Here is an 18952-nt window from a genome sequence, read left to right as displayed (position 1 = left end):
AGGTATACTGGCCTACCCCTTCACCAACCACGGACGAGCCGGGGTTGTCTGAAACCCTTGGGACTTGTCTTGCATAGTAGGACGATCCCCCGATCCTAAATGGGGATCTTCACCTTGTTTTCAGGTTGTTTCATGGCCTGACAACCGAATCGGTCCTGAGAGAATCCAAGGCTGCGGCAAAATCTGTATTTTTTCTTTAGTTTTCTTTGCTTGTCCCTAGAAGGTGGCGAATTTCAAGCGGACGTAATGCAGCCGTGAAAGATACCCATACTCAAGGGTTCAGTCACCAATTTTTAACAATTTGTTTGAGTATCTTGGAAGATTAACGGCAGCATTGTCTGCCTATCCTCTGGCTTCCCAATCACGTTTATGTTCAACAATAATGTCAAGATTTTACAAAGTTTTACCCTGAAAACCTCAGAGTAAATTACTCTCATCATTTCCTAATGGTGTTAGGTTTTACCCGCGTCCTCTTATTGGGGATCACGATCAACAGGGCTGCTGGCGAGAACCCTTAAGACAGGTCTACTAAAATTCCCCATTGCGATCGTCGAAGCGAACCCAATGGGGAAAAACAAACCTAAGTAGGCACGTAAGTTAGATAATTATTGGGCTTGATGATAAGCCTGGGGGCCACTCCAGACGTTATCCGTCATTTGGCCAAAGATCAGGGGTTGATCGGTGTTGGCCAATCGCGTCTCACTGCGCGTATCCACAGACCAGAGTGGCCAGCTTTCATCCCCTAATTCCCCTGCTTGGAAGAGAACCCGATCGGGATGTTCCTGGCTCCAGCCCAGCAGGATGGCATTGCTATACATCATGCGGGTGGGGGCAACGGTAGTGGTTTGGCCCGCCTGCCGCTCCCAAATGACCGCATAATCCGAGGCATCTGAGGTATTAAAGAAACCCTCAAACTGTCGCGCCAGCAGGCGATCGCTTTTTTCACTCCAGGCGATCGGCACGATCATTGAAATCGCCCCTGGTTGCTCCGCTTCGCGGTTGGGCGTGCGCGGATTCGTGGCCAAGGGAGAGGTGGCGGTCACAACCTGTAGGTCACCCGTTCTCAGGTTTTCTAAAAACATGACACTGCTGACCCGGCTACGGTACATCTCCGGTTGCACTTGCATTTGGAGACGGCTATAGGCGGCATAGTCGCCGTCGGGGGAGACGAGCGATCGACTGCGGTAGTAACGTAAACCCGCCCCTTGGGTTGAGCTGACCTCATCTTGGGTCGCTAACACCCAACTCCAGGGCACGGGATGGGGACTGTTAAGGGGATCCAGTTGAACCGACGATTCCATCATGGTGGGGGCAGCAGGGTCAGACAGGGGAGGATTAGCGATCGTGGGGGCATTGGGCACCGCAGTCGCATCAGGGTTGGCGAACGCCCTCTGATGACCAACAAACACCCCTGGTACCCAGAGGAGCGCAACCGCTAACCCCAAGCACGAATGAATCCGAGGTCGGATGGCGTGAATGGTAACTTTAAACATCAAAATAGGATCTCTAGACGGCAGCTTTTAGTGTGAGCAGCGACGCCAGAACAGTGGGTAATTATCTCGGCTTTCCTTTTTATGTATAGCAAGTTGACAAGGGCAAGCTAGGGCTGTTGATTAAAGTTTGCGCATCCCTTAGCATTTCTTTACGATTGGGGCACGCGGAACACTGATCAAATCAAGGTCAGTGCCGGAGTCTGATAATCTAGAGAAAGCACGTAACGAAATCTTACAGAACGCAGCTATGGCACTCCTCACCACGGGTAAGCGCTTTATTCGGGACCTGGAAGCGACTGGTGCTTTGGGATTGTATGTTCCCCTAGAGGGCGGCTTTGAAGGTCGCTATCAACGGCGATTGCGGAATGCGGGCTACCCAACGCTGCATCTGACCGCCAAGGGGTTAGGGGATTTGTCCGCTTACCTCATGGGGGTGCATGGGGTCCGTCCCCCCCACTTGGGCAAGAAAAGTGTGGGGCATGATGCGGCAGTGGGTAATGTCTACTTTGTCCCGCCGATTCTGGGGATGCATTTGGAACAACTGCCCAGCACCGCCAAGGGACTGGCCCTCTGGTTGATTGAAGGCTATGTCTTGACTCAGCAAGAATTAGCCTATCTGGCGGCTCTGCCTAGCTTGGAACCGCGCCTGAAGGTGGTGGTGGAGATGGGCGGTGAACGGGTCTTTACCTGGAAGCCGTTGAAGAGCTTGCTGGCGGTGGCCTAAAGGGAGCATGAGGGGACGATCGTGACGGGCCGATGGGGAAGCCAGGGTTTCCCGTCCCGTGCTGGTGTTCCCGTTGCTGCCTAGCAACTACTAGCAACTAATCGTAACTACTCGACATATTGAACTGTGACGGCATCCGCTATCCTGAAGGTGGGTTCCTTCGTTTTGTAGTTTCAGCTACCGTTAACTATGTCTAAAGACAATGTCTTTCAATTCTTTTCCCAAGCAGCGAAGAATGAGCAATTAAAGGATAAGCTGCAAATGGTGACGAGTCCGGAGGATTTAGTTAACCTGGGCAAGCAGGAGGGGCTAGACTTTTCCTCTGAACATGTAGAGGAGGCGATCGGTGAGTTAAAGGAACAGCCGAATTTCTTCCGCTCGCTGGCTGCTGCTGCTTTAGCGGTTTTCACCCCTTCCCATGACGATTACCCAGAAGTCGGCGTTCAACCCTTTAGCGGCGATCCGAATCCCCACCCGTAAGCCAGCCATTCCCACACTCTCCTAACGCTAAGCCCAAAGTATCCCTGAGTGTCCCTTAGGGTTCTTGCTGCCTTTGGCCGCTTAGGGGGAATTCTCCTGTTCTCGAGCGACTGGTGGTGCAGCCAATTCTGGGAACGTCACTTCTTCATAGACAGCCGCGATCGCCCCCTCCCAGCCCACACTCGCCAGGGAAATGCGATCGCCTTCGCCATAGGGATGCAATACCCACAACCCCTCAGCATTCCGCCGAAACACCTCCACTTGGGGGCGAACTTGGGAAATCAACACGTATTCCTGTAGGCTTTCCAGGTGGCGATAGTCTGTGAACTTGTCCCCGCGATCGAAGGCTTCCGTACCTTCAGATAGCACCTCAACAATGAGGCAAGGATGTTGTTTGAAGAGGTTACATTGCCGATCGCGATCGTCGCAGGTCACCATCACATCTGGATAGTAATAGCGATTAATTGCCTCAATCCGGGCTTTCATATCGAGGGCATAAACCCGGCAGCCTCGGTTACGCACATGACTGCGTAACATCCCCCAGAAATTTAGGGCAATGGTAACATGGGCGTCGGTGCTCCCCGCCATTGCATAGACTTCCCCATCCCGATATTCATGCTTGATGGGGCTAGTTGCCTCCGCTTTGAGGTATGCCTCTGGAGATAGATAGGTTGAGGCCGGAACTGCAATCATAGGACAACGATCGCCTTCAGATAGAATGCTTGACTATTGTGACCCATCATCCAGTACCTAGGACGTTGCTAACCTATGCGACTGCATTCTAGCACCCCACCTTTGTCGGTTTTCCTATGGGGACTGGCAAGCTGACTGCCCTCTCAAAGCTGATGATCTGTTGTATGGGAGCGTCAAAGGTCAGGAATGTTAGAGTGGAAAGCGGAGCTTGTCAAGCATTGAGGCCCCTATGGCTGGAGCACTAAAACGCGTTGAGCAAGAAATGGCAGCCTTGGATCAGGCGGTTGCCGATCTCGCTGCGGAGATGAAAAGTGTCTATAGCAGTTATTTGGCGGTTTTAGGCCAAGCTGTCCACAAGCAATTGATCCTGGCCTGCTATCGGCTGTGTACCCAAGGCTATCCGGAAGCTTTTTTGCATCTCTCCTTCCCCCAACGGCAACAGTTCCAACAAGCCCTGCGTACCTTGGCGGCCCAAGCTGCCGATCGCCTCACCCATCTGCTCACCCCCGCCCATCCGGAGACGCTTGCTGGTAACGAGTTGGCCCCCGATCAGGACCATCAGGCCGACGATCGCCCCCATCCGCCTGACCAGCCCCCCCTAGATCGCTCCTGGGATGATGAAGAAATCCTGTCATCGCTGGCGGCGGGCATGAAGGCTGCCCTAGAACAAGCCCAAGCTGAAAATCGCTTACCGGAGGGCCTCGACTCCGGCGATCTGTCTGCAATGGTACAGGCATTCTTTAAGCAATCCCAGGCAACCGGGAACAGCGATAGCTCCCCGGTAGAGCAGCTTGTCCGGTGGCAAAAACGCCAAGAAGCCGCGATCGCCGAGCAACTCCAGCGCACCTCCTATCACGCCAACCGCCTGTTACAGCGTTTCAACATTCTGCACCAGCACCTACCAGATCAAGTCTTCAGTGCGATCGCCCGTGCTGATGCACCGGAAGGCAGTAGCCAATCTCCCCATATTCTCAATCTGTTGGTGGAGACCAAGGAGCGGGAGCGCCCATCGGTCGTGGTGAGGGAAGTAGATGCAGAGGCACAGAGCGATATCACTCTTGACGAAATGGAGGCAATGGATGAGATGCGTGAGATGGATGAGATGGATGAGACAGATGGGGAGGGAGATGATGAGTCGCGATATCGCCAGCCAGCCCTTACTCACCTGATTGCCTTAAACCTGCGGTTAGCAGAAATTGAATTTATTGATCCCAACGTCATGGCTGGACGCAATCGTATCCGTGACCTCACGGCCCGATTGAAACAACTACGGCGGACCTATCGCAAGAAACAACGGGAATGGGCCATCATCGAAGCCGAAGCCGCTTGGCGATCGAGTTGGGTGGAGGATTAACCCGTGCGCCGCGATGCCATCTTCTACCAACTGTTCCAACGCTGCCCCAGCCTCCTGTTCACCCTCCTCGGCCTTGACCCCCGCCAAAGTCAGGGTTACCGCTTCGAGTCCTTGGAAGTCAAAGAACCCACCTTCCGCATTGATGGCGTTCTCTTACCCCCGCCCGATGCCCAACCCCAGATCATCTGCTTCGGCGAAGTCCAATTCCAAAAAGATGACAACCTTTACTACCGCTTCTTCGGAGAAAGCTTCCTCTACCTCTACCGCAACCCCCGCCGCTTCGACCAGTGGTACGGCATCATTATCTTCCCCAGCCGCAGCCTCGAACCCGACGACACCCGCATCCATCAACCCCTGCTCGATAGTCCCAATGTGAAACGGATCTATCTGGATGAACTCACCCCGGAACAATCAGCCTCCCTGGGCATCCGCCTGATGCAATTAACAGTGTTGCCGGAGCCAGAAATGGCCACCCAGGCACGGGAGATCATCGTCACGGTACAGCAGACCCCACCTGACATCCTTTCTGCAAACGAGATAATAGAGATAGTCACCACCATAGTGGTGTACAAATTCACCACCCTTAGCCGCGAGGAGGTAGAAGCCATGCTTGGACTCACCGGAACGACCCTGGAAGAAACCCGCGTTTACCGCGACGCCAAGGAAGAAGGTCGCCAGCAAGGTCGCCAGGAAGGTCAGGAACAGGTGTTAGCCGTGACGGTGCCGTTGCTGCTTCAGGCGGGGCTGACGATCGAGCAAATTGCGCAACAAACCGGGATTGATGTTGAGATGATTCGGCGAGTAGTGGGGGAGAGTCGTTAAGATTTCCTGACTAATATGTGAGTTTATCCATATTTCTAGGCATTCTTGATCTCAAGACGACGACATCCCTGTTTTCTCCACATTCGGAAATAGATAGAATGCCCCCCTATTGCCGGACAACTCAGCCCTGGAATCGCATTCAACGCATCCAACATCAGCTTGCGCCGCTTCGCAAATGCCTGCCGCATCTCTTCCACGCAATCTTGGGGGGATTCGAGGGCCGCGATCGCGAAGTTTGCTCAAAAACGGGCGATCGTGCCACAGGCTATGTTTAGCCTGATGGGAAAAGGGTGGCAATCTAGCTGAAGGACTCAAAGACGATCGCTAGCCCAATAATGATGAGAACGACGATGGCGAGTGGCGGTACTGCCTGGGTAAATAGGCTAGTCAGCAGGGCAGTAATACTGCTAGCTTGTAGACTCATGGACATGATGATTGAGATGCTAATCCCCATCAGAAATAGGGCAGTGTATTTAATGGTATGGAAGACTAACTTGATCCGAAAGCTGTAGTCGTAGTTGCTGCGATCGCTAGGGTTGGGGGTGTTTAACTGAGAATGGGGTTTTAACATAACGACACCTCTTGATTAGTGGCAAATACAAAAAGTAGTTTTGAATGGAATAATCAAGGGGCTACTGACAAATACACTGTTTGATACTGGCTAGATCTAGGTAGGCATCAGCAGCAGCGACTAGGTTTCTACTCGTCATGGCTTTCAAGCTGATAACCTCAACACGCCGCCCTTGCGCCTTGGCTTGCCTAACGGCATAGGCAAAGTCACCATCTCCACTGACTAGAATGGCTGTGTCATAGGTGTTTTCAAAGGCTTTCGTGACTAGATCAGTGGCAATCTCTACATCTAGGTTGGCTTTTAAGGTGCCATCTTTATGCCGAATAATGTGGCGATCGATAATCTTATAGCTGCGCAAACCTGCCTTGGCTTTTAAGTGCCGCTTATGTCGATTTGAGTTGACGGCAGTGTATAGGAACGCTCCTGAACACTGGTTACCTGCGGTCAGGTGTTCAAGAAGGCGGGAGTAGTCGATTTTGATACCCAAGATACGTGCAGCGTTAAAGAGATTAGCCTCATCGATAAATATAGCGACACGACCACGTTTCAGCAGGGTGCGAGGTTCGTCCTTTTTGCGATCAGGTTGCGGAGTCCGCCTAGGCTTAAGTTTCGGATGAGGTTCAACTAGCAAGTGCTGAGTGCTGTTCACCTTACTAGTCCCTTTACGAGAGTTTGCACTGCAAGTGGCTAGCATTAGAGTTCTCCTTGGCTTACAGGGTGGAGCAGTGTTATATCCTGCCTGTACATAAGGAGTTTCAGAGATAGCTAGGATCGTGGATGAAGCGACTGAAAAACAAGTCGTGATGAGGGCTTCAGTTTTTTTCTGGGGAGAAGCAGGCTGAAATTTGGTTTCAAGGTTACAGTTTTTTCTGCGTTAGCGATGAGATCGTGTCTCAGGTGCTTCGGGGCGATCGCACGGCGTAGACGACGATGCCTAGCTCGAAGCTGGGACGGTAGCCTTCCTGTTCGTAGATGAATAGCTGACGTGCAGGACCGACGTTGAGTTTATGTAACTGCTTGCTGATGCGGTGGATAGCAACTTTGAGAGGAGAACTGCTACTGGTTTTTTTGTACTCAATCTGAACTCCCGATCGCACGCCTCTGCGCCCGTCTTCTGCATAACCATAGGCAAAGTCTTGACGTTCAAGGGCATCGGTGTCAATGTCAACGCTGGCTGCTTTTTTGGAGCGACGGGAGGTGTGTTGGTAGTCTTCCTCCCGAATTAGGACATTGCCTTGGGTTTCGGTCTGGCGGGCCAAGAAGGCCAGGATTTGAAAGGCACTGGAGTCGGGTTTAAAGATTTTTAGGGGTTCGAGGCGCTTAGAACCCGGCATTTCTAGGAAGACGGCTTGGGTTTCAGCCCGTTGCCAGAGTTCGTCTAGAAACCGAGGTCCCCCTTTCGCCAGGAGAGGGGCGATCGGAAGAAACTGGCGCTTGGGTATCTCCATCTGTTCAACGATCGCGGCGTGGGTTTCTTTGGGAAAACCGAGACCGATGAGGATTTTGGGAGTGATGACCTCGGCTTTGGTGGTGACCCGTGATCGCCTAAGCAGATCAATGATCCAGCCATAGCTGCCGTCGGGGTCTTCTTCAATATCCAGTTTGTGAACAATGTCAATGACCCCCGGTTGTCGTCTGAGTTTTTGGGTTTCGCGGCGGAAGACTTGGCGATCGCCGTCGTGCTCGTCACTGGCGAGTTGGGGGGCGGCGGAGATGACGATAAATTGGATGTCCGATCGTTGGGCTGTAATTTCGCGGATGATACCATGTCCCTGCCAACGCTGTAATTCGCCAGTTTCGCCTTGGCTGGGTCCAGGAGGGACATAGAGACTTTCATCGATCAAGATGAATTTAATGGTGGGGTCAGTTTTGGCAGCCTTGAGGGCTTCTTTGGCATCCTGGGTAGCATAACAGTCGAAGCCAGCATTCTGTAAGCGCCGCTCGTGCCGCGCTAACCATAGCTCATCGTCTTCGAGGATCAAAATCCGTGGGGTGTCAGTCACGATCGCTACCTGGGCCTAGAACACAAGATGGGATAAGTATTTTAGTTAGGTTTTCTGCCAGGGTTAAGAGGGGTGCGATCGTTGTTTACCCACGCCCGCAGATCGGCGATCGTCTTGAAATCCAATAAAGCTTCGCCTAAGGTTTCCAATTCTTCTAGAGACAGTTGGTTGATCTGCTGGGTTGCTGTCGCCGATAGCTGGCCAAAGGGACGGGTGAGTTGGCGGATGATCAGCGATCGCCCTTCTTCTTGGCGACCTTCCTGGCGGCCTTCCTGGCGACCTTCTGCTTTGGCTTCCTGGTAAACCCGTGTTTCTTGTAAGGTAATCCCTAGCATTGCCTCCACCTCTGTGCGACTCAACTGGCTAAACCGATGCACCATGATTGTTGTGATCAATTCAATTATGCCGCGATTATGGGGGGCTGGTGGTGGTTTCTGTTCCACCCGTGCCATGAGCGATCGTGCTGCAACGTTCGTAGTGTTGGCTTTAGCCTGCAACGACTGAAGTCGTTACTACCAACATTGCGAAACTTTATCTTTGCTGTACTAGCGTCAGATTTTCGCCTACGGCGGATTGGACTAGCAGATACCATTGGTTAAAAGCCTCTTTCAGGTAGGTGAGGCAGGCAGTTGATCCTGGTTGTTCCTGGAGGCTAGCCAGTGCTTGACGCAGGTGTTGCTGGATTTGTAGGTGCTTGCCCTCGATTGTGACTGGGGTATGGCAGGCGACAGGGGTTTGAGTGCGCAGTTCTTCAATCAGGTTAGCCACTTCCTGGAGGGCAGCGCTGCGCTGATCGGGTTGCCCTAGTTTTTGTAGACAGGGGACAATTTTGTGTTGATAGATCTGGCTGATGGCCCGCATTTCGTTCTGGAAGAAGCGCAGGTTTTCGGGTTCCATTGGGACGAGGTCGGTGGCTGTGTTGAGAAGTGCATTTAGGGAAAAAGGGATCGGGAGGGCATCGTGGGAGCCTTGCGCAAAACGAAGGACGCGATGTTTTTTCTTGAGGATAGGGAAAGTATCCAGGGAGAGAACGAGGACGGCTCCCGCAAAATCGCGTAGGCGCAAGGTTGGCAAGTGGGCCATTTGAGGTTCGGTCAGGAGTAGGGTTGAGTGGCGAGGAAGGTTGGGTCGATCATGAAGTGCATCGGGTTTAAGAATAAAGCGTTTAATGTTAGGTTGCTGGGCTTTGAGGCGCATGGCAAGAACGGCGGCACTGGCAGCGGTTAAAAAACTACCGTCGATCGCCAGGATGGCTTCTGGCGGTTCAGAGGCCGCCTCTGGTTGCCTGAGGGTTTGATCTTCGGTAGAGATCCTGAGCATCTCTCGCAGGGTTCTATAGGCATCGGCAACAATTTGAGGAGAGACAAAGGGGGGATTGATTTCATAGCCGGTTGGCTGTTCAGTGACTAATTGTGCCAGTAGGCGATCGACGTTACTCCGTGCAAGGTTGGGGTATGGCGATCGCAGCCATTCTTCGTTCAGGCATTTCAATGCTCTTTGATAAGCACCTTGATTCAAGCTACCTTCCTCCAGTAAGCCCAAACTTTCCAGCCACCATCTAGGTTGGTTAGTGATAGATAGTAGCTTATCCACCCTAGTGGATTCTTGGTACTGCTGACAAAGCAGAGCGAGGGCCGGGAGAAAATCAGGGGTATGAGGGGGTTCACACATTGCGGGGAGTTGCGATCGCTCTCCGGAGATGAAGGCAATCAGTTCATCAATATCACTAGAGGTGACAGAAAAGTCAGGGTGAGTTTGACGATAGATTGGAATCACATCTGATCGCTTCTGAGGAGTACCAGGGGTATTAAATTCAAAAGTATACTTTGTCTTAATTGGAATATGTTTCAGGATTTTCATGTCACTGTAGTGGAACAAAATAGCATCCACAAATTCAGGCAACTCGCGAGAAGAGAGTGATCTTCCTTTAGGGTTATCTAATGTGAAGTATCGAAATCGCCTAGCTTTGATCATGTAAAGCTCTGGAATCCTCTCGGAGAGTAGGTTGATCCAAGCATCATTACGATCATCATTACAAACAATCATGATTTTTAAGCTTGGCATTTCTGGTTCTCCTTTCCTAGAGATTTAGAAGTATTTAGAACTAGTGACCAAGTATTCTGTGGACGCAATAATGATTTCATCTCGCTCCATATACACAACGCCAGGGCTAAGAAAACCATCGCGATTAAACACCATTGTTCGCCATAGCTCAGCGATCGCGTTCCTCGTGTTACTAATCATCTGACCAGGGCGCTCTGAACCAAAAATCTCAATTTGATTGCTATCAAACTGTTGCTCAAGTTGTTGAGCTAGACTTTTAGCCCGATCAGAGGCTCCTTCTGAAGCACTCCATTTTAGGCAGATTTTAAGGACTTCACCTTTGCCTTCAAAGAAAGCTCCTTCAACCTGTGATTCTTCTTTTGCTCCATTACGCGGTTCAAACATCCGAAAGAAGAAATTATAAAGCGCGATCGCTGAAGCTCTAGCACGCTTCGTTCCTTGCAATGGGAAAACAGCAGCAGTGATGTGATCAGCGTGCTTCCAAAAATTAGGATCGCTAGCTAAAGGGTCAATATTTCTGAAAATATCATAATGGGCTTTGAGGGCGACAAGGTAAGTGGCACCTACTGAAATATTGCGACACCCAGGTTGATTGGTATTACCACAAAAAACATCGCCACAAATACTCTTTAAGGATTCATGGATGTTTTTGACTGTTTCTAGATCCTGCCACCATACTTCCGGAAATGAGAAGCCTAAGGCATTTTCGATAGCGTGCCTGTATTTTCCAAATGGCAGTGAATTAGACGATGCATCATAGAACTTCTCTTTTACCTGCGTGAAATTATGAAGGACGATACCACTTTTAGAGTCATTAAACCAACCAACCGTTTTTTCCCATACCATTTCTAATGGAGTTGCTTCAAAGCCTAACCATGTTTTCAGTTTGTCAGGAAGTAATCCAGCAAGCGTATTATCGATATCTCCCTTGGCAAATATAGGCAGGTTATGCGGATCTTCCCAACCAAGGGCTACGCCTGCTGTGCTGAGATAAGCAATGTGTTCTCGATCTTTCGGTAGAATTTGCCGCTCTTTCCATCGCTCAATAAACTTGTGACCCACAACATAATGCGTACCAAAATAAGTATCGATAAACATATAGTAGATAAAATCATCTCGCGTAAGAGAATCCTCATCTAACCATCCAGATTTCCTAGTTCTAGATGAATCTAAACAAACACGGTTTAGCCAATCATCAATGCAATCAATAATTTTATCAGAATCTTCCTGTAATTTAGAGGGATCAGGTAGATTGAAGAATCCAATGCCCCTTGTGGACCCCCAGTCACGGGTTACACTATACAATTTCAATAATCCACCAGCCGTACTTGGAGTAGTAGAAGCTTTATACCAATCCGGCAAATTATAAAAATCATCGACTACAATAATGATTCTTTTACCTCGTTTACTGCTTTCAACATAGCCAATTGGATCATCTGCATTCGGATATGGAATTAAATTCATAGCCACTGGAATCAATGAATTCATGATTAATCTTCCTAAAATAGTTTAGTAACTGTTGTTATCCAGTAAGTTCCCTGTGAAGTGGGTCCTTCAACTTTGAAGTGACCTGACAAGCGTTGATTAATATCATTGAAAAAATCAGAATCACGGGGTAATGTTCCTGTTTCTGGAGGTAAAGCACTTTCCTCTATAGGTACACCAGCGTTTAGGATACGAGCCTGATTGTCCTCTATCCACACCTGAAGGTAAGCACTTTGAGTCCCAGGCAAGGGATCATACTCACCGCACAATGCCCGAAATCCATGATAGGTCGCTTGCCAGAAGGCATGGTGGAAGCATAAAACGAAGCCACGGTAGGTTACCCAATCAGGCCAGTCACACAGTGGACAAGCTATCCCCAAACGTCGTCTCAACGCAGAAGTTGGCTCAGGAGTATTAAGGATGTCAAAGGCTTGCTTACGGGCTATTGTGTCAGCAGGGAGTGCGTTAGGACGGGGGAAGGTTGCCCGTTCAAGGGCATGATCTAGACTAAAATCTACAAGATTCTCCATTACATCAGTAATTGACTCCTCTTGCCAATTTGGAAAATCAACATCTGTAATTTTCTTTTGAGGTTCTAGATCGTTATTTCCCCAAATCTGAATGAGGGTATTCAAGTGCCAGAGGTTGGCTCTGGTGGGAAGGTCTAGGGTTTGAACGCTAGGGTTACGCCAAACTGATTGTATTAAGCCAGCAGCCTGGTGAGCAAATTTTTGAGACTGACGTTTTTCACCTTCTGCAATAGCTTCTGCCTGCTCCTTCGCGATCGCATTAGCTAAATCATCCACAAGCTTATACAAGCCGGGAATTTGTCGCACGCCTGCCTTATAGCCATTAAGCTCATGTGCAATCAAAGCTAACTTTTCGGGATAGTCTTTTAACCAATTTGGCCCGAATATTTGGATGTGTTCATCTGCATATAACTCATACACATTTGTATGGGATTTATTTTCACAGCCAATCTTTCTGACGTTAAAACACACAAAATAATCGCGAACAACCTCAAATAAAACATCCTCTTTAGGAGTACCGGCTCGTAGTTTCTTCTCGGCCTGCTTGAGCGCTTCTTCTCGTAAAGAAATCTTTAGCGTATCTGATACCGATTTAATCGTGCTGTAAACCTTGGCATACTTCCGACGATTGAAGACCTCTGGGATATCTCCATCCGCCGGGTCAACATTTAAATCGGAATAGATTAATGCAACCCCCGCAAACCAATAATCATCAATCAGGAGTGGATAGTAAATTAAGTAACGAAATTCAAGCTTTTCCGGATCAGTTAAATCAAGTCGATGAACCAGGGAGCATTCTACACAGGTAAACCACTCCCAACCCTCTGGATAACCAATCCACTTCCTGCCGTGACTCAAATTCTGTTCATTAATAGTGCGGATTTCAGGATTATCTAAGCCCAGATCTTCAGCCATCTCTTCTAGTAAACGGGGATACTGTTTTCCTGTTGCCTTAATGAAAAGGCCAGCCAGAAGTCGATCAAACTTTGGCTCATCTTTTTCAGGATTACCTAGAGGAATCAGCTTTCCCTGCTTCCAGGCTTCATAAATTAAAGCCGTGCTACCCACAGTCGTGGGAATATACTGGACTTCGTAACGATTTAAGAGATAACGCAGAATCTTTTTTACTTCGCGAAGCTTATTCAGGGTTTCTGGAGGTTGACTTTCCTCATCTTGCAGTGAGGTCGAATCCAGATCCTTCAATTGCTCATACAGAGAACCTAATTTCCGAATTGAATCACTTAAATTCTCTATACTTTTTTTGACCTTATCGGCAAGGTATTCATCATCCTTAATATGTGCGGGTACAGACCAGTCAACCTCGGCCAGATCCAGACCTAGCTTTTCTGCATTCCGGTAGAGACGCTTCAGATCGTCTAGGCAGGTGGCCAATGATGCCTGATCAAATAGCCGATCCGAAACATGCGGATCAAACTTGCGTTCGATTTTCCCTGGTTCTGGCCTATCATTTTCGATTTTCCCTGGCTCTGGCCTATCGTTAAAGAGAATCTCAAACGCGATCGGGCGTGGGTTATAGGTTGCTAATGGCTTGCTTTCCATCAGGTAAGCTTTAGCCTTCGCATCTGTCAGGGAAAGAACGGCCAAGTTTTCTTGAACGCGCTCCACGTAGTCAGCGAAATTAGGATTAGCCGTCATTGGTCTTGCATTTCCCCCACGATCGCAGGAATCATTAAAAGTCTAATCCCTGCTACCATTAGTTGGGCAAGGAGACTCGTAGAATTTATACCAATTTCAGGCTCAAAGGCAGGGATATACCGATCGGCGGCTGACCCTCAAGGGGATGCGATAGACCGCGTTCGCCTGTGGCAGGCCATCCAGCACCAGCACCTCACCCCTGCTGCCCTATCCCAACACCTCGCCCAACGAGCTTGTCCCGTCCAACTAGAAATCGGCATTGGCAACACCTGCGGCCTCGAATGTCAGCATTGCTTCCTAGGATACCGCAGCGGCCCCATGCACCGATCGCTCACCCCCCTTCTGACCCTGTGCCGTGCGACTACCAGCCTCGTCCAAGACCTGGGCACCCGTTTGATTTGTGTTGCCGATCGCGATGCCCTCATCCCCCAGCGATCCATTCCCTACTTCAACCACCTCGCCCACCTGCGCCAGCAATACCCCGACCTCAAATTTGGCGGCATCACCAATGGCCTCAGCCTTCATCACTACCTGGATACCCTCCCCCCTCTCCACCTTGACTACCTGGATATTTCGATCGATGGCCCCCAACCCATTCACGATGCGTTACGGGGGGCAGGTACCTACGCTTGCGTCCTCAGCAACCTCCGGCTCGCCCACCAGCACACTCTTGCTGAGCGGATAATCGTGGCCACCACTCTCACCGAACCCTACTGGGAAGCTGCCATCACCTTGGTCCCCCACCTCATCCAAACCGAAGGGGTCCAGTGGTTTACCCTCAGCCCCCTCTTCCCTGTCAAGCTATCCACAGCCCAACTACAGCCCAATACCCTGCCAGCGATCTTGCAGCACCTAACCCGCACCCTTGCTGCTCTCCAGCCACCCCAAGCTGTTACTATTCTGGTCGAAATTCCCACCTATAGCACAGCCCTCTTATCTCCCCTGATCGCCCAAGGCTGGCTCCAGCCAACCCAACTACGCCAAGACCTCTACGGTAGCCTGTACCAAGACATCCCCCTCAACCCAAGGATTACCCTTACCCTACGGCCAGCGCTAATCCCCGATTACTGGTGGCACACCCTCCGCATCAGTGCCGATGGCTATGTTCTCGGTGGCTGTGAATTCCTTGCCGATCCCCACTACCCCCAACAGGCGATCGGCAACATCCAATCCGAACCCATCACCCGCATCTACGCCAGAGCCAGCCCACCGCCAGCCCCCTGCCAACACCGGCTGTCAGCCTAATGAATACCCTTACCCTAACCCTGCCGCTGAAACTTAAACGTTAAACTCCCCTTCGCCCCTGCCTCCACACCAGACCCCAGTAGAATTAGTTGCCCTTTAGTAGAAATTTCAGCCGATACCGAAAGCTCTGTCAGCGAAAACTCCCCTACCTTTTCAGGCGCTTTCTCCAATATGACCCCTATATGATTCAAGAAAGCTTGAACATTCTCGGCCAACTCAGAAACCTTCAGTTCTTTAAGCCCATCAGATCCTCGTCTAACTGTAGTATCAGCGGAAGTACGAACTAAAATTACATCATCATCCATTGGTGTTCTCTACTTGAACTAATTGAGTTGATGGATAAGCATACAAAGAATACAATAAGCCCGAAGGATTGTTATATCGTTTCAAAAAATGCAATCGTGATTCTAATACACTTTCTCCTAAGGGCTTCCCCGATAAGAAGCGTTGATAAAACTCTTGGGCAAAGTCGGCAGCAAAAGCATCAGGGACCTCACATTCAGTCGCAACCACACCTCTGGCTCCACATCGCAGGAAGGTGTCAACAAAACTAAAAGTATCTATACTGAGAGGATTAGAGTTCCCTGTGTCACAGGCATTCATAATAATTAAGGGTCTATCTTGAAGTTCTTGTATGTACAGTTCAATGTCTGAAAGGGTGATATCAAAGTTCTGTGAAAGGCGGATATAGGAGCGAGTTCGAGGTGTAACATTGCAAGCATGGCAGGCAAAATGCACTAACTGTAATCTATTATTCCAAAAACACCTAAATTCATTAAATTCTTGCTCTCTCTCATCAGGATTCAGAGATCGCAAGCAAAAGAGAGAAATTCTACCTTCTTGACTCAATTGATGTAGAAAGATAATCTCGCCTGTTTTAACCCCTACTAACTCGCGGTAGGTTAGTAAACCTAACTTAGGGCAATTATCAACCTCGATTGTCCGTGGAAGGCAGGGCCTTCTCCCCGACGCTGTAATAACTCGATAAATATGATGACGCATTCCCCAGAAGTTTTCATAGGAGAGTGGCTTATCTAGAGATGCAGGGTATATGAGTTCCCAAGGAAGGAACAAAGACTCTGATTCGATTGCGATGGTTGCTTGATCACCGGGACGAAAAACACCGGAGAGAAAATCCCATGCTCCAGAATCCACCAAAATTCTCTTAAAAGCAAGATGACCTTTCTCTGCTAATTGCTGGACTTCCTCAGATGTCGGTGAAGCCTGATCGTGATTATTCCTTACTACTTGATATAAACACTCACGAAGATCTTGACTTATTTCATTAAGAGCAGCTTGTGTTAAATTAGTTTCAATTCTCCTTTTTCTTCGACCATTTGCTTTGACATCTAGATAAATTTTTTCTCCTGGACCCAAGTAGATATCCAGGGAAACATCAATGGAAATATCAATCGAGTTATTATGATACTCAAAGCGAGGAAGTGAAGTTTCTAGTTGCATATTTTCTAAAGTTCCTGCTCTTGCTTGATTGATATTTTTATGAAGCCTAAGCTTTGCAGACTATATCTTCAATAACTTTGACTTTAAACTCAAGTGTTCCCCGCCAATCTAGCTGATGATGAAACTTAACACGAATTGTTGTGTCTCCTACCTGCTCCGGCTTCAGTTGAAAACTGATCAGGGTAGGATTTTCTTGTTGAGGTAAATTAATCTCCTGAGACCAGTCAGGCATGATTATCATACCTGGTGCTTGCACAGTGATTTCCAAGGATTTGGTGTCTGGGTTCAACGCATCATTGCCAGTCAGCTTATGAAAGACACCCGCCTGGAGTTCATATTCTGTCCCTATTTTTAACGGTTGCTCTTGTTCGTGATCCTTAAGATTAGCGATCGCAACCAACGATCCTTCTGAAACCATTTTAATAAGTGAAGTTAGTCGATCAAAAGTAGCTTCTGTATCTTGTCTTAGCTCAGGTTTAGAAATTACCTCAATAACACCAGGGAGTTCTTTCAAATCTTTTCGACCTGATTTCGTAAAGAAAATAGAGGCAAGATCAGGTCGAATCTCATGTATATTACGAACGACAGCTTCCCCCTGGTATTTTTGCAGATCACCATCCTCTTGTTCTAAAATCTGATCAATAATTGCTGTATCAATTTCGGGATTTTGGGCAAGCTTAATGGCTTCTTTAGCAGATTGAGTGGGAATACACGGTATCCCGCGTTCTTCCATATTTTGTACAATCTGTTCAAGGAAAGCCCTTTCGTCTTCGAGAACCAGTGTCTTTGACATAACCCCTCTTTCTAAACTCAATATCTTAGGTTGATCTAGATACCTAAGCCTAATTTAGCTGTTTGCGGTTTCAATCAAGCTTTAGTAAATTTGTTTTATCTTAGCGCACCTATAAACAAGTCTCTGCTCTCCACAAGACTAGCATTGCCTCTAGCCATAACTTACCTCCTAACAACGCTAAAACGGACTTTCTCCTATCACAATTATGACTCAAGCCCCCTGGAAAGTCTATTCAGCCTCTAGCGCCATGTGGACCCACTGCCCAGCCCGCACGATCGCAAAACGAACATTAACCTACTCCCCATTAACCCAAACTGGATCAACGGATGGCCGATAAACTTTGGTACTTTCCTTGGGATCTAAAACCCTACGATCGCGACTTCAAAAATTTTTCCAAACGCTCCATACCCTTGAGGATCGTCGCATCATCCGTGGCGTAGGACAGGCGAATATGACCATCCGCGCCAAAGGCCGCACCGGGCACCGTTGCCACATAGTAATCCGTCAGCAGCGCCTCACAAAACGCCAACGATGACATCCCCGTTTTCTCAATGTTGGGGAACAGATAGAACGCGCCGCCCGGTGTCGGACAACTCAGCCCTGGAATTGCATTCAACGCATCCAACATCAACTTACGCCGCTTCGCAAATGCCTGCCGCATCTCTTCCACGCAATCTTGGGGGGATTCGAGGGCCGCGATCGCGCCAAACTGGGCAAACGTACACACATGGGACGTACTGTGGCTCTGCACCGTCATCGTCGCCTTCACAATTTCCAGCGGTGCCGCCAAATACCCCACCCGCCAGCCGGTCATCGAATACGCTTTCGCAAAGCCATTACTGGTAATCGTGCGGGCAAAAATCTCCGGCCCCAGCGACCCGATACTTAAGTGTTCCGCCCCATCGTAAATAATCTTTTCGTAAATCTCATCGGCAACGACCAAGATATCGCGATCGACAATCACCTCCGCCAGCGCTTTAACCTCTGCGGGCGTATAGACCACCCCCGTCGGATTCGAGGGCGAATTCAACACAAACAACTTCGTCGCAGGCGTAATCGCCGCCGCCAACTGGTCCGCCGTAATCTTGTAATCCGTCGCCGCCGTCGTCGTCACAATCACCGGCGTTCCCCCCGCCAGCTTCACCATCTCCGGATAGCTGAGCCAGTAGGGAGCCGGGATAATCACCTCATCCCCCGGTGAAACCAGCGCCATCATCAGGTTATAGAGCGACTGCTTCCCGCCACAGGTCACCGCCACCTGCTCAGCCGCGTAGGGCAACTGGTTATCCCGTTGCAGCTTCCGGGCGATCGCCGCCCGCAATTCCGGTTCCCCCGGAGCCGGACCATAGCGCGTCTTCCCCTGATCCAGAGCATCCTTCGCAGCCGCCACCACATGGGCCGGCGTGGGAAAATCCGGCTCCCCCGCACTAAAACTACACACATCCAACCCCTCCGCCTTCATCGCCTTGGCTTTGGCGGAAACTGCGAGGGTGACCGAGGGCGTGACTTCGCCAATCCGTGCTGCCAGCTTCATAGTTAACCCATTGTCGATCGACTGCGGTTTTCTAGTGTCGCAGA

Annotated in this window: 19 protein-coding genes; 6 read left to right on the top strand and 13 right to left on the bottom strand. The window is 49.6% G+C overall.

Annotated elements, in window-relative coordinates:
• Window positions 1-605: 605 nt before the first annotated feature.
• On the bottom strand, window positions 606-1493 hold the full coding sequence (locus tag ACWIUF_RS18385) for a hypothetical protein (protein ID WP_448573978.1): 888 nt from the start codon (window positions 1491-1493) through the stop codon (window positions 606-608).
• A gap of 247 nt (window positions 1494-1740) precedes the next feature.
• Here ACWIUF_RS18385 and ACWIUF_RS18380 point away from each other — a divergent pair, with 247 nt between their 5' ends.
• Window positions 1741-2217, top strand: coding sequence for an NAD(P)H-quinone oxidoreductase subunit N (locus tag ACWIUF_RS18380; protein WP_448573977.1), 477 nt, complete (start codon window positions 1741-1743; stop codon window positions 2215-2217).
• Between the two features lie 189 nt (window positions 2218-2406).
• Window positions 2407-2697, top strand: coding sequence for a Nif11-like leader peptide family natural product precursor (locus ACWIUF_RS18375; protein ID WP_448573976.1), 291 nt, complete (start codon window positions 2407-2409; stop codon window positions 2695-2697).
• A gap of 81 nt (window positions 2698-2778) precedes the next feature.
• Here ACWIUF_RS18375 and ACWIUF_RS18370 read toward each other — a convergent pair whose 3' ends face one another.
• Window positions 2779-3390, bottom strand: a complete 612-nt coding sequence (locus ACWIUF_RS18370; RefSeq protein WP_448573975.1) for a Uma2 family endonuclease — start codon at window positions 3388-3390, stop codon at window positions 2779-2781.
• A 229-nt stretch (window positions 3391-3619) separates the two neighbouring features.
• Between ACWIUF_RS18370 and ACWIUF_RS18365 the strand changes: the two genes are divergently transcribed.
• From ACWIUF_RS18365 to ACWIUF_RS18355, 3 genes are all read left to right on the top strand, one after another.
• On the top strand, window positions 3620-4744 hold the full coding sequence (locus ACWIUF_RS18365; protein ID WP_448573974.1) for a hypothetical protein: 1125 nt from the start codon (window positions 3620-3622) through the stop codon (window positions 4742-4744).
• 3 nt (window positions 4745-4747) lie between these two features.
• Window positions 4748-5566, top strand: a complete 819-nt coding sequence (locus ACWIUF_RS18360) for an Rpn family recombination-promoting nuclease/putative transposase (RefSeq protein WP_448573973.1) — start codon at window positions 4748-4750, stop codon at window positions 5564-5566.
• A gap of 98 nt (window positions 5567-5664) precedes the next feature.
• On the top strand, window positions 5665-5841 hold the full coding sequence (locus ACWIUF_RS18355; RefSeq protein ID WP_448573972.1) for a hypothetical protein: 177 nt from the start codon (window positions 5665-5667) through the stop codon (window positions 5839-5841).
• Window positions 5842-5864: 23 nt separating this feature from the next.
• On the opposite strand, the gene ACWIUF_RS18350 is transcribed toward ACWIUF_RS18355, so the two are convergent.
• From ACWIUF_RS18350 to ACWIUF_RS18320, 7 genes are all read right to left on the bottom strand, one after another.
• On the bottom strand, window positions 5865-6137 hold the full coding sequence (locus ACWIUF_RS18350) for a hypothetical protein (RefSeq protein ID WP_448573971.1): 273 nt from the start codon (window positions 6135-6137) through the stop codon (window positions 5865-5867).
• Between the two features lie 61 nt (window positions 6138-6198).
• Window positions 6199-6786, bottom strand: coding sequence for a LabA-like NYN domain-containing protein (locus tag ACWIUF_RS18345; protein ID WP_448573970.1), 588 nt, complete (start codon window positions 6784-6786; stop codon window positions 6199-6201).
• A gap of 244 nt (window positions 6787-7030) precedes the next feature.
• Window positions 7031-8140: a hypothetical protein gene (locus ACWIUF_RS18340; protein WP_448573969.1), complete on the bottom strand. Its 1110-nt coding sequence runs from the start codon at window positions 8138-8140 to the stop codon at window positions 7031-7033.
• Between the two features lie 41 nt (window positions 8141-8181).
• Window positions 8182-8637 (bottom strand): DUF4351 domain-containing protein, encoded by a 456-nt coding sequence (locus ACWIUF_RS18335; RefSeq protein WP_448573968.1) that lies wholly within the window; start codon window positions 8635-8637, stop codon window positions 8182-8184.
• A gap of 34 nt (window positions 8638-8671) precedes the next feature.
• Window positions 8672-9916 carry a hypothetical protein gene (locus tag ACWIUF_RS18330; protein ID WP_448573967.1) on the bottom strand — a complete coding sequence of 415 codons (1245 nt, stop codon included), beginning with the start codon at window positions 9914-9916 and terminating at the stop codon, window positions 8672-8674.
• 312 nt (window positions 9917-10228) lie between these two features.
• On the bottom strand, window positions 10229-11692 hold the full coding sequence (locus tag ACWIUF_RS18325) for a hypothetical protein (RefSeq protein ID WP_448573966.1): 1464 nt from the start codon (window positions 11690-11692) through the stop codon (window positions 10229-10231).
• Between the two features lie 11 nt (window positions 11693-11703).
• Window positions 11704-13875, bottom strand: coding sequence for a hypothetical protein (locus ACWIUF_RS18320; RefSeq protein ID WP_448573965.1), 2172 nt, complete (start codon window positions 13873-13875; stop codon window positions 11704-11706).
• On the opposite strand from ACWIUF_RS18320, the gene ACWIUF_RS18315 reads away from it, so the two are divergent.
• Window positions 13831-15120 carry a radical SAM protein gene (locus ACWIUF_RS18315; RefSeq protein ID WP_448573964.1) on the top strand — a complete coding sequence of 430 codons (1290 nt, stop codon included), beginning with the start codon at window positions 13831-13833 and terminating at the stop codon, window positions 15118-15120. The two genes, ACWIUF_RS18320 and ACWIUF_RS18315, sit on opposite strands and share 45 nt — an antisense overlap.
• A gap of 14 nt (window positions 15121-15134) precedes the next feature.
• On the opposite strand, the gene ACWIUF_RS18310 is transcribed toward ACWIUF_RS18315, so the two are convergent.
• The 4 genes from ACWIUF_RS18310 to ACWIUF_RS18295 form a co-directional block, all read right to left on the bottom strand.
• Entirely contained in the window at window positions 15135-15425 is a 291-nt protein-coding gene (locus tag ACWIUF_RS18310) for a Pepco domain-containing protein (protein WP_448573963.1), read from the bottom strand.
• Complete coding sequence (locus ACWIUF_RS18305; protein WP_448573962.1) at window positions 15418-16581, bottom strand: CHAT domain-containing protein; 1164 nt, start codon at window positions 16579-16581, stop codon at window positions 15418-15420. Before ACWIUF_RS18305 ends, ACWIUF_RS18310 begins: the two co-directional genes overlap by 8 nt.
• Before the next feature lie 46 nt (window positions 16582-16627).
• Window positions 16628-17374 carry a hypothetical protein gene (locus ACWIUF_RS18300; protein ID WP_448573961.1) on the bottom strand — a complete coding sequence of 249 codons (747 nt, stop codon included), beginning with the start codon at window positions 17372-17374 and terminating at the stop codon, window positions 16628-16630.
• Window positions 17375-17741: 367 nt separating this feature from the next.
• Window positions 17742-18908 carry a pyridoxal phosphate-dependent aminotransferase gene (locus ACWIUF_RS18295; RefSeq protein ID WP_448573960.1) on the bottom strand — a complete coding sequence of 389 codons (1167 nt, stop codon included), beginning with the start codon at window positions 18906-18908 and terminating at the stop codon, window positions 17742-17744.
• Window positions 18909-18952: the final 44 nt, after the last annotated feature.

Source organism: Trichothermofontia sp. (genome assembly GCF_053493415.1).
The sequence above is the reverse complement of the archived record's forward strand: the minus strand, read 5'-3'. Positions and strand labels throughout refer to the sequence as shown.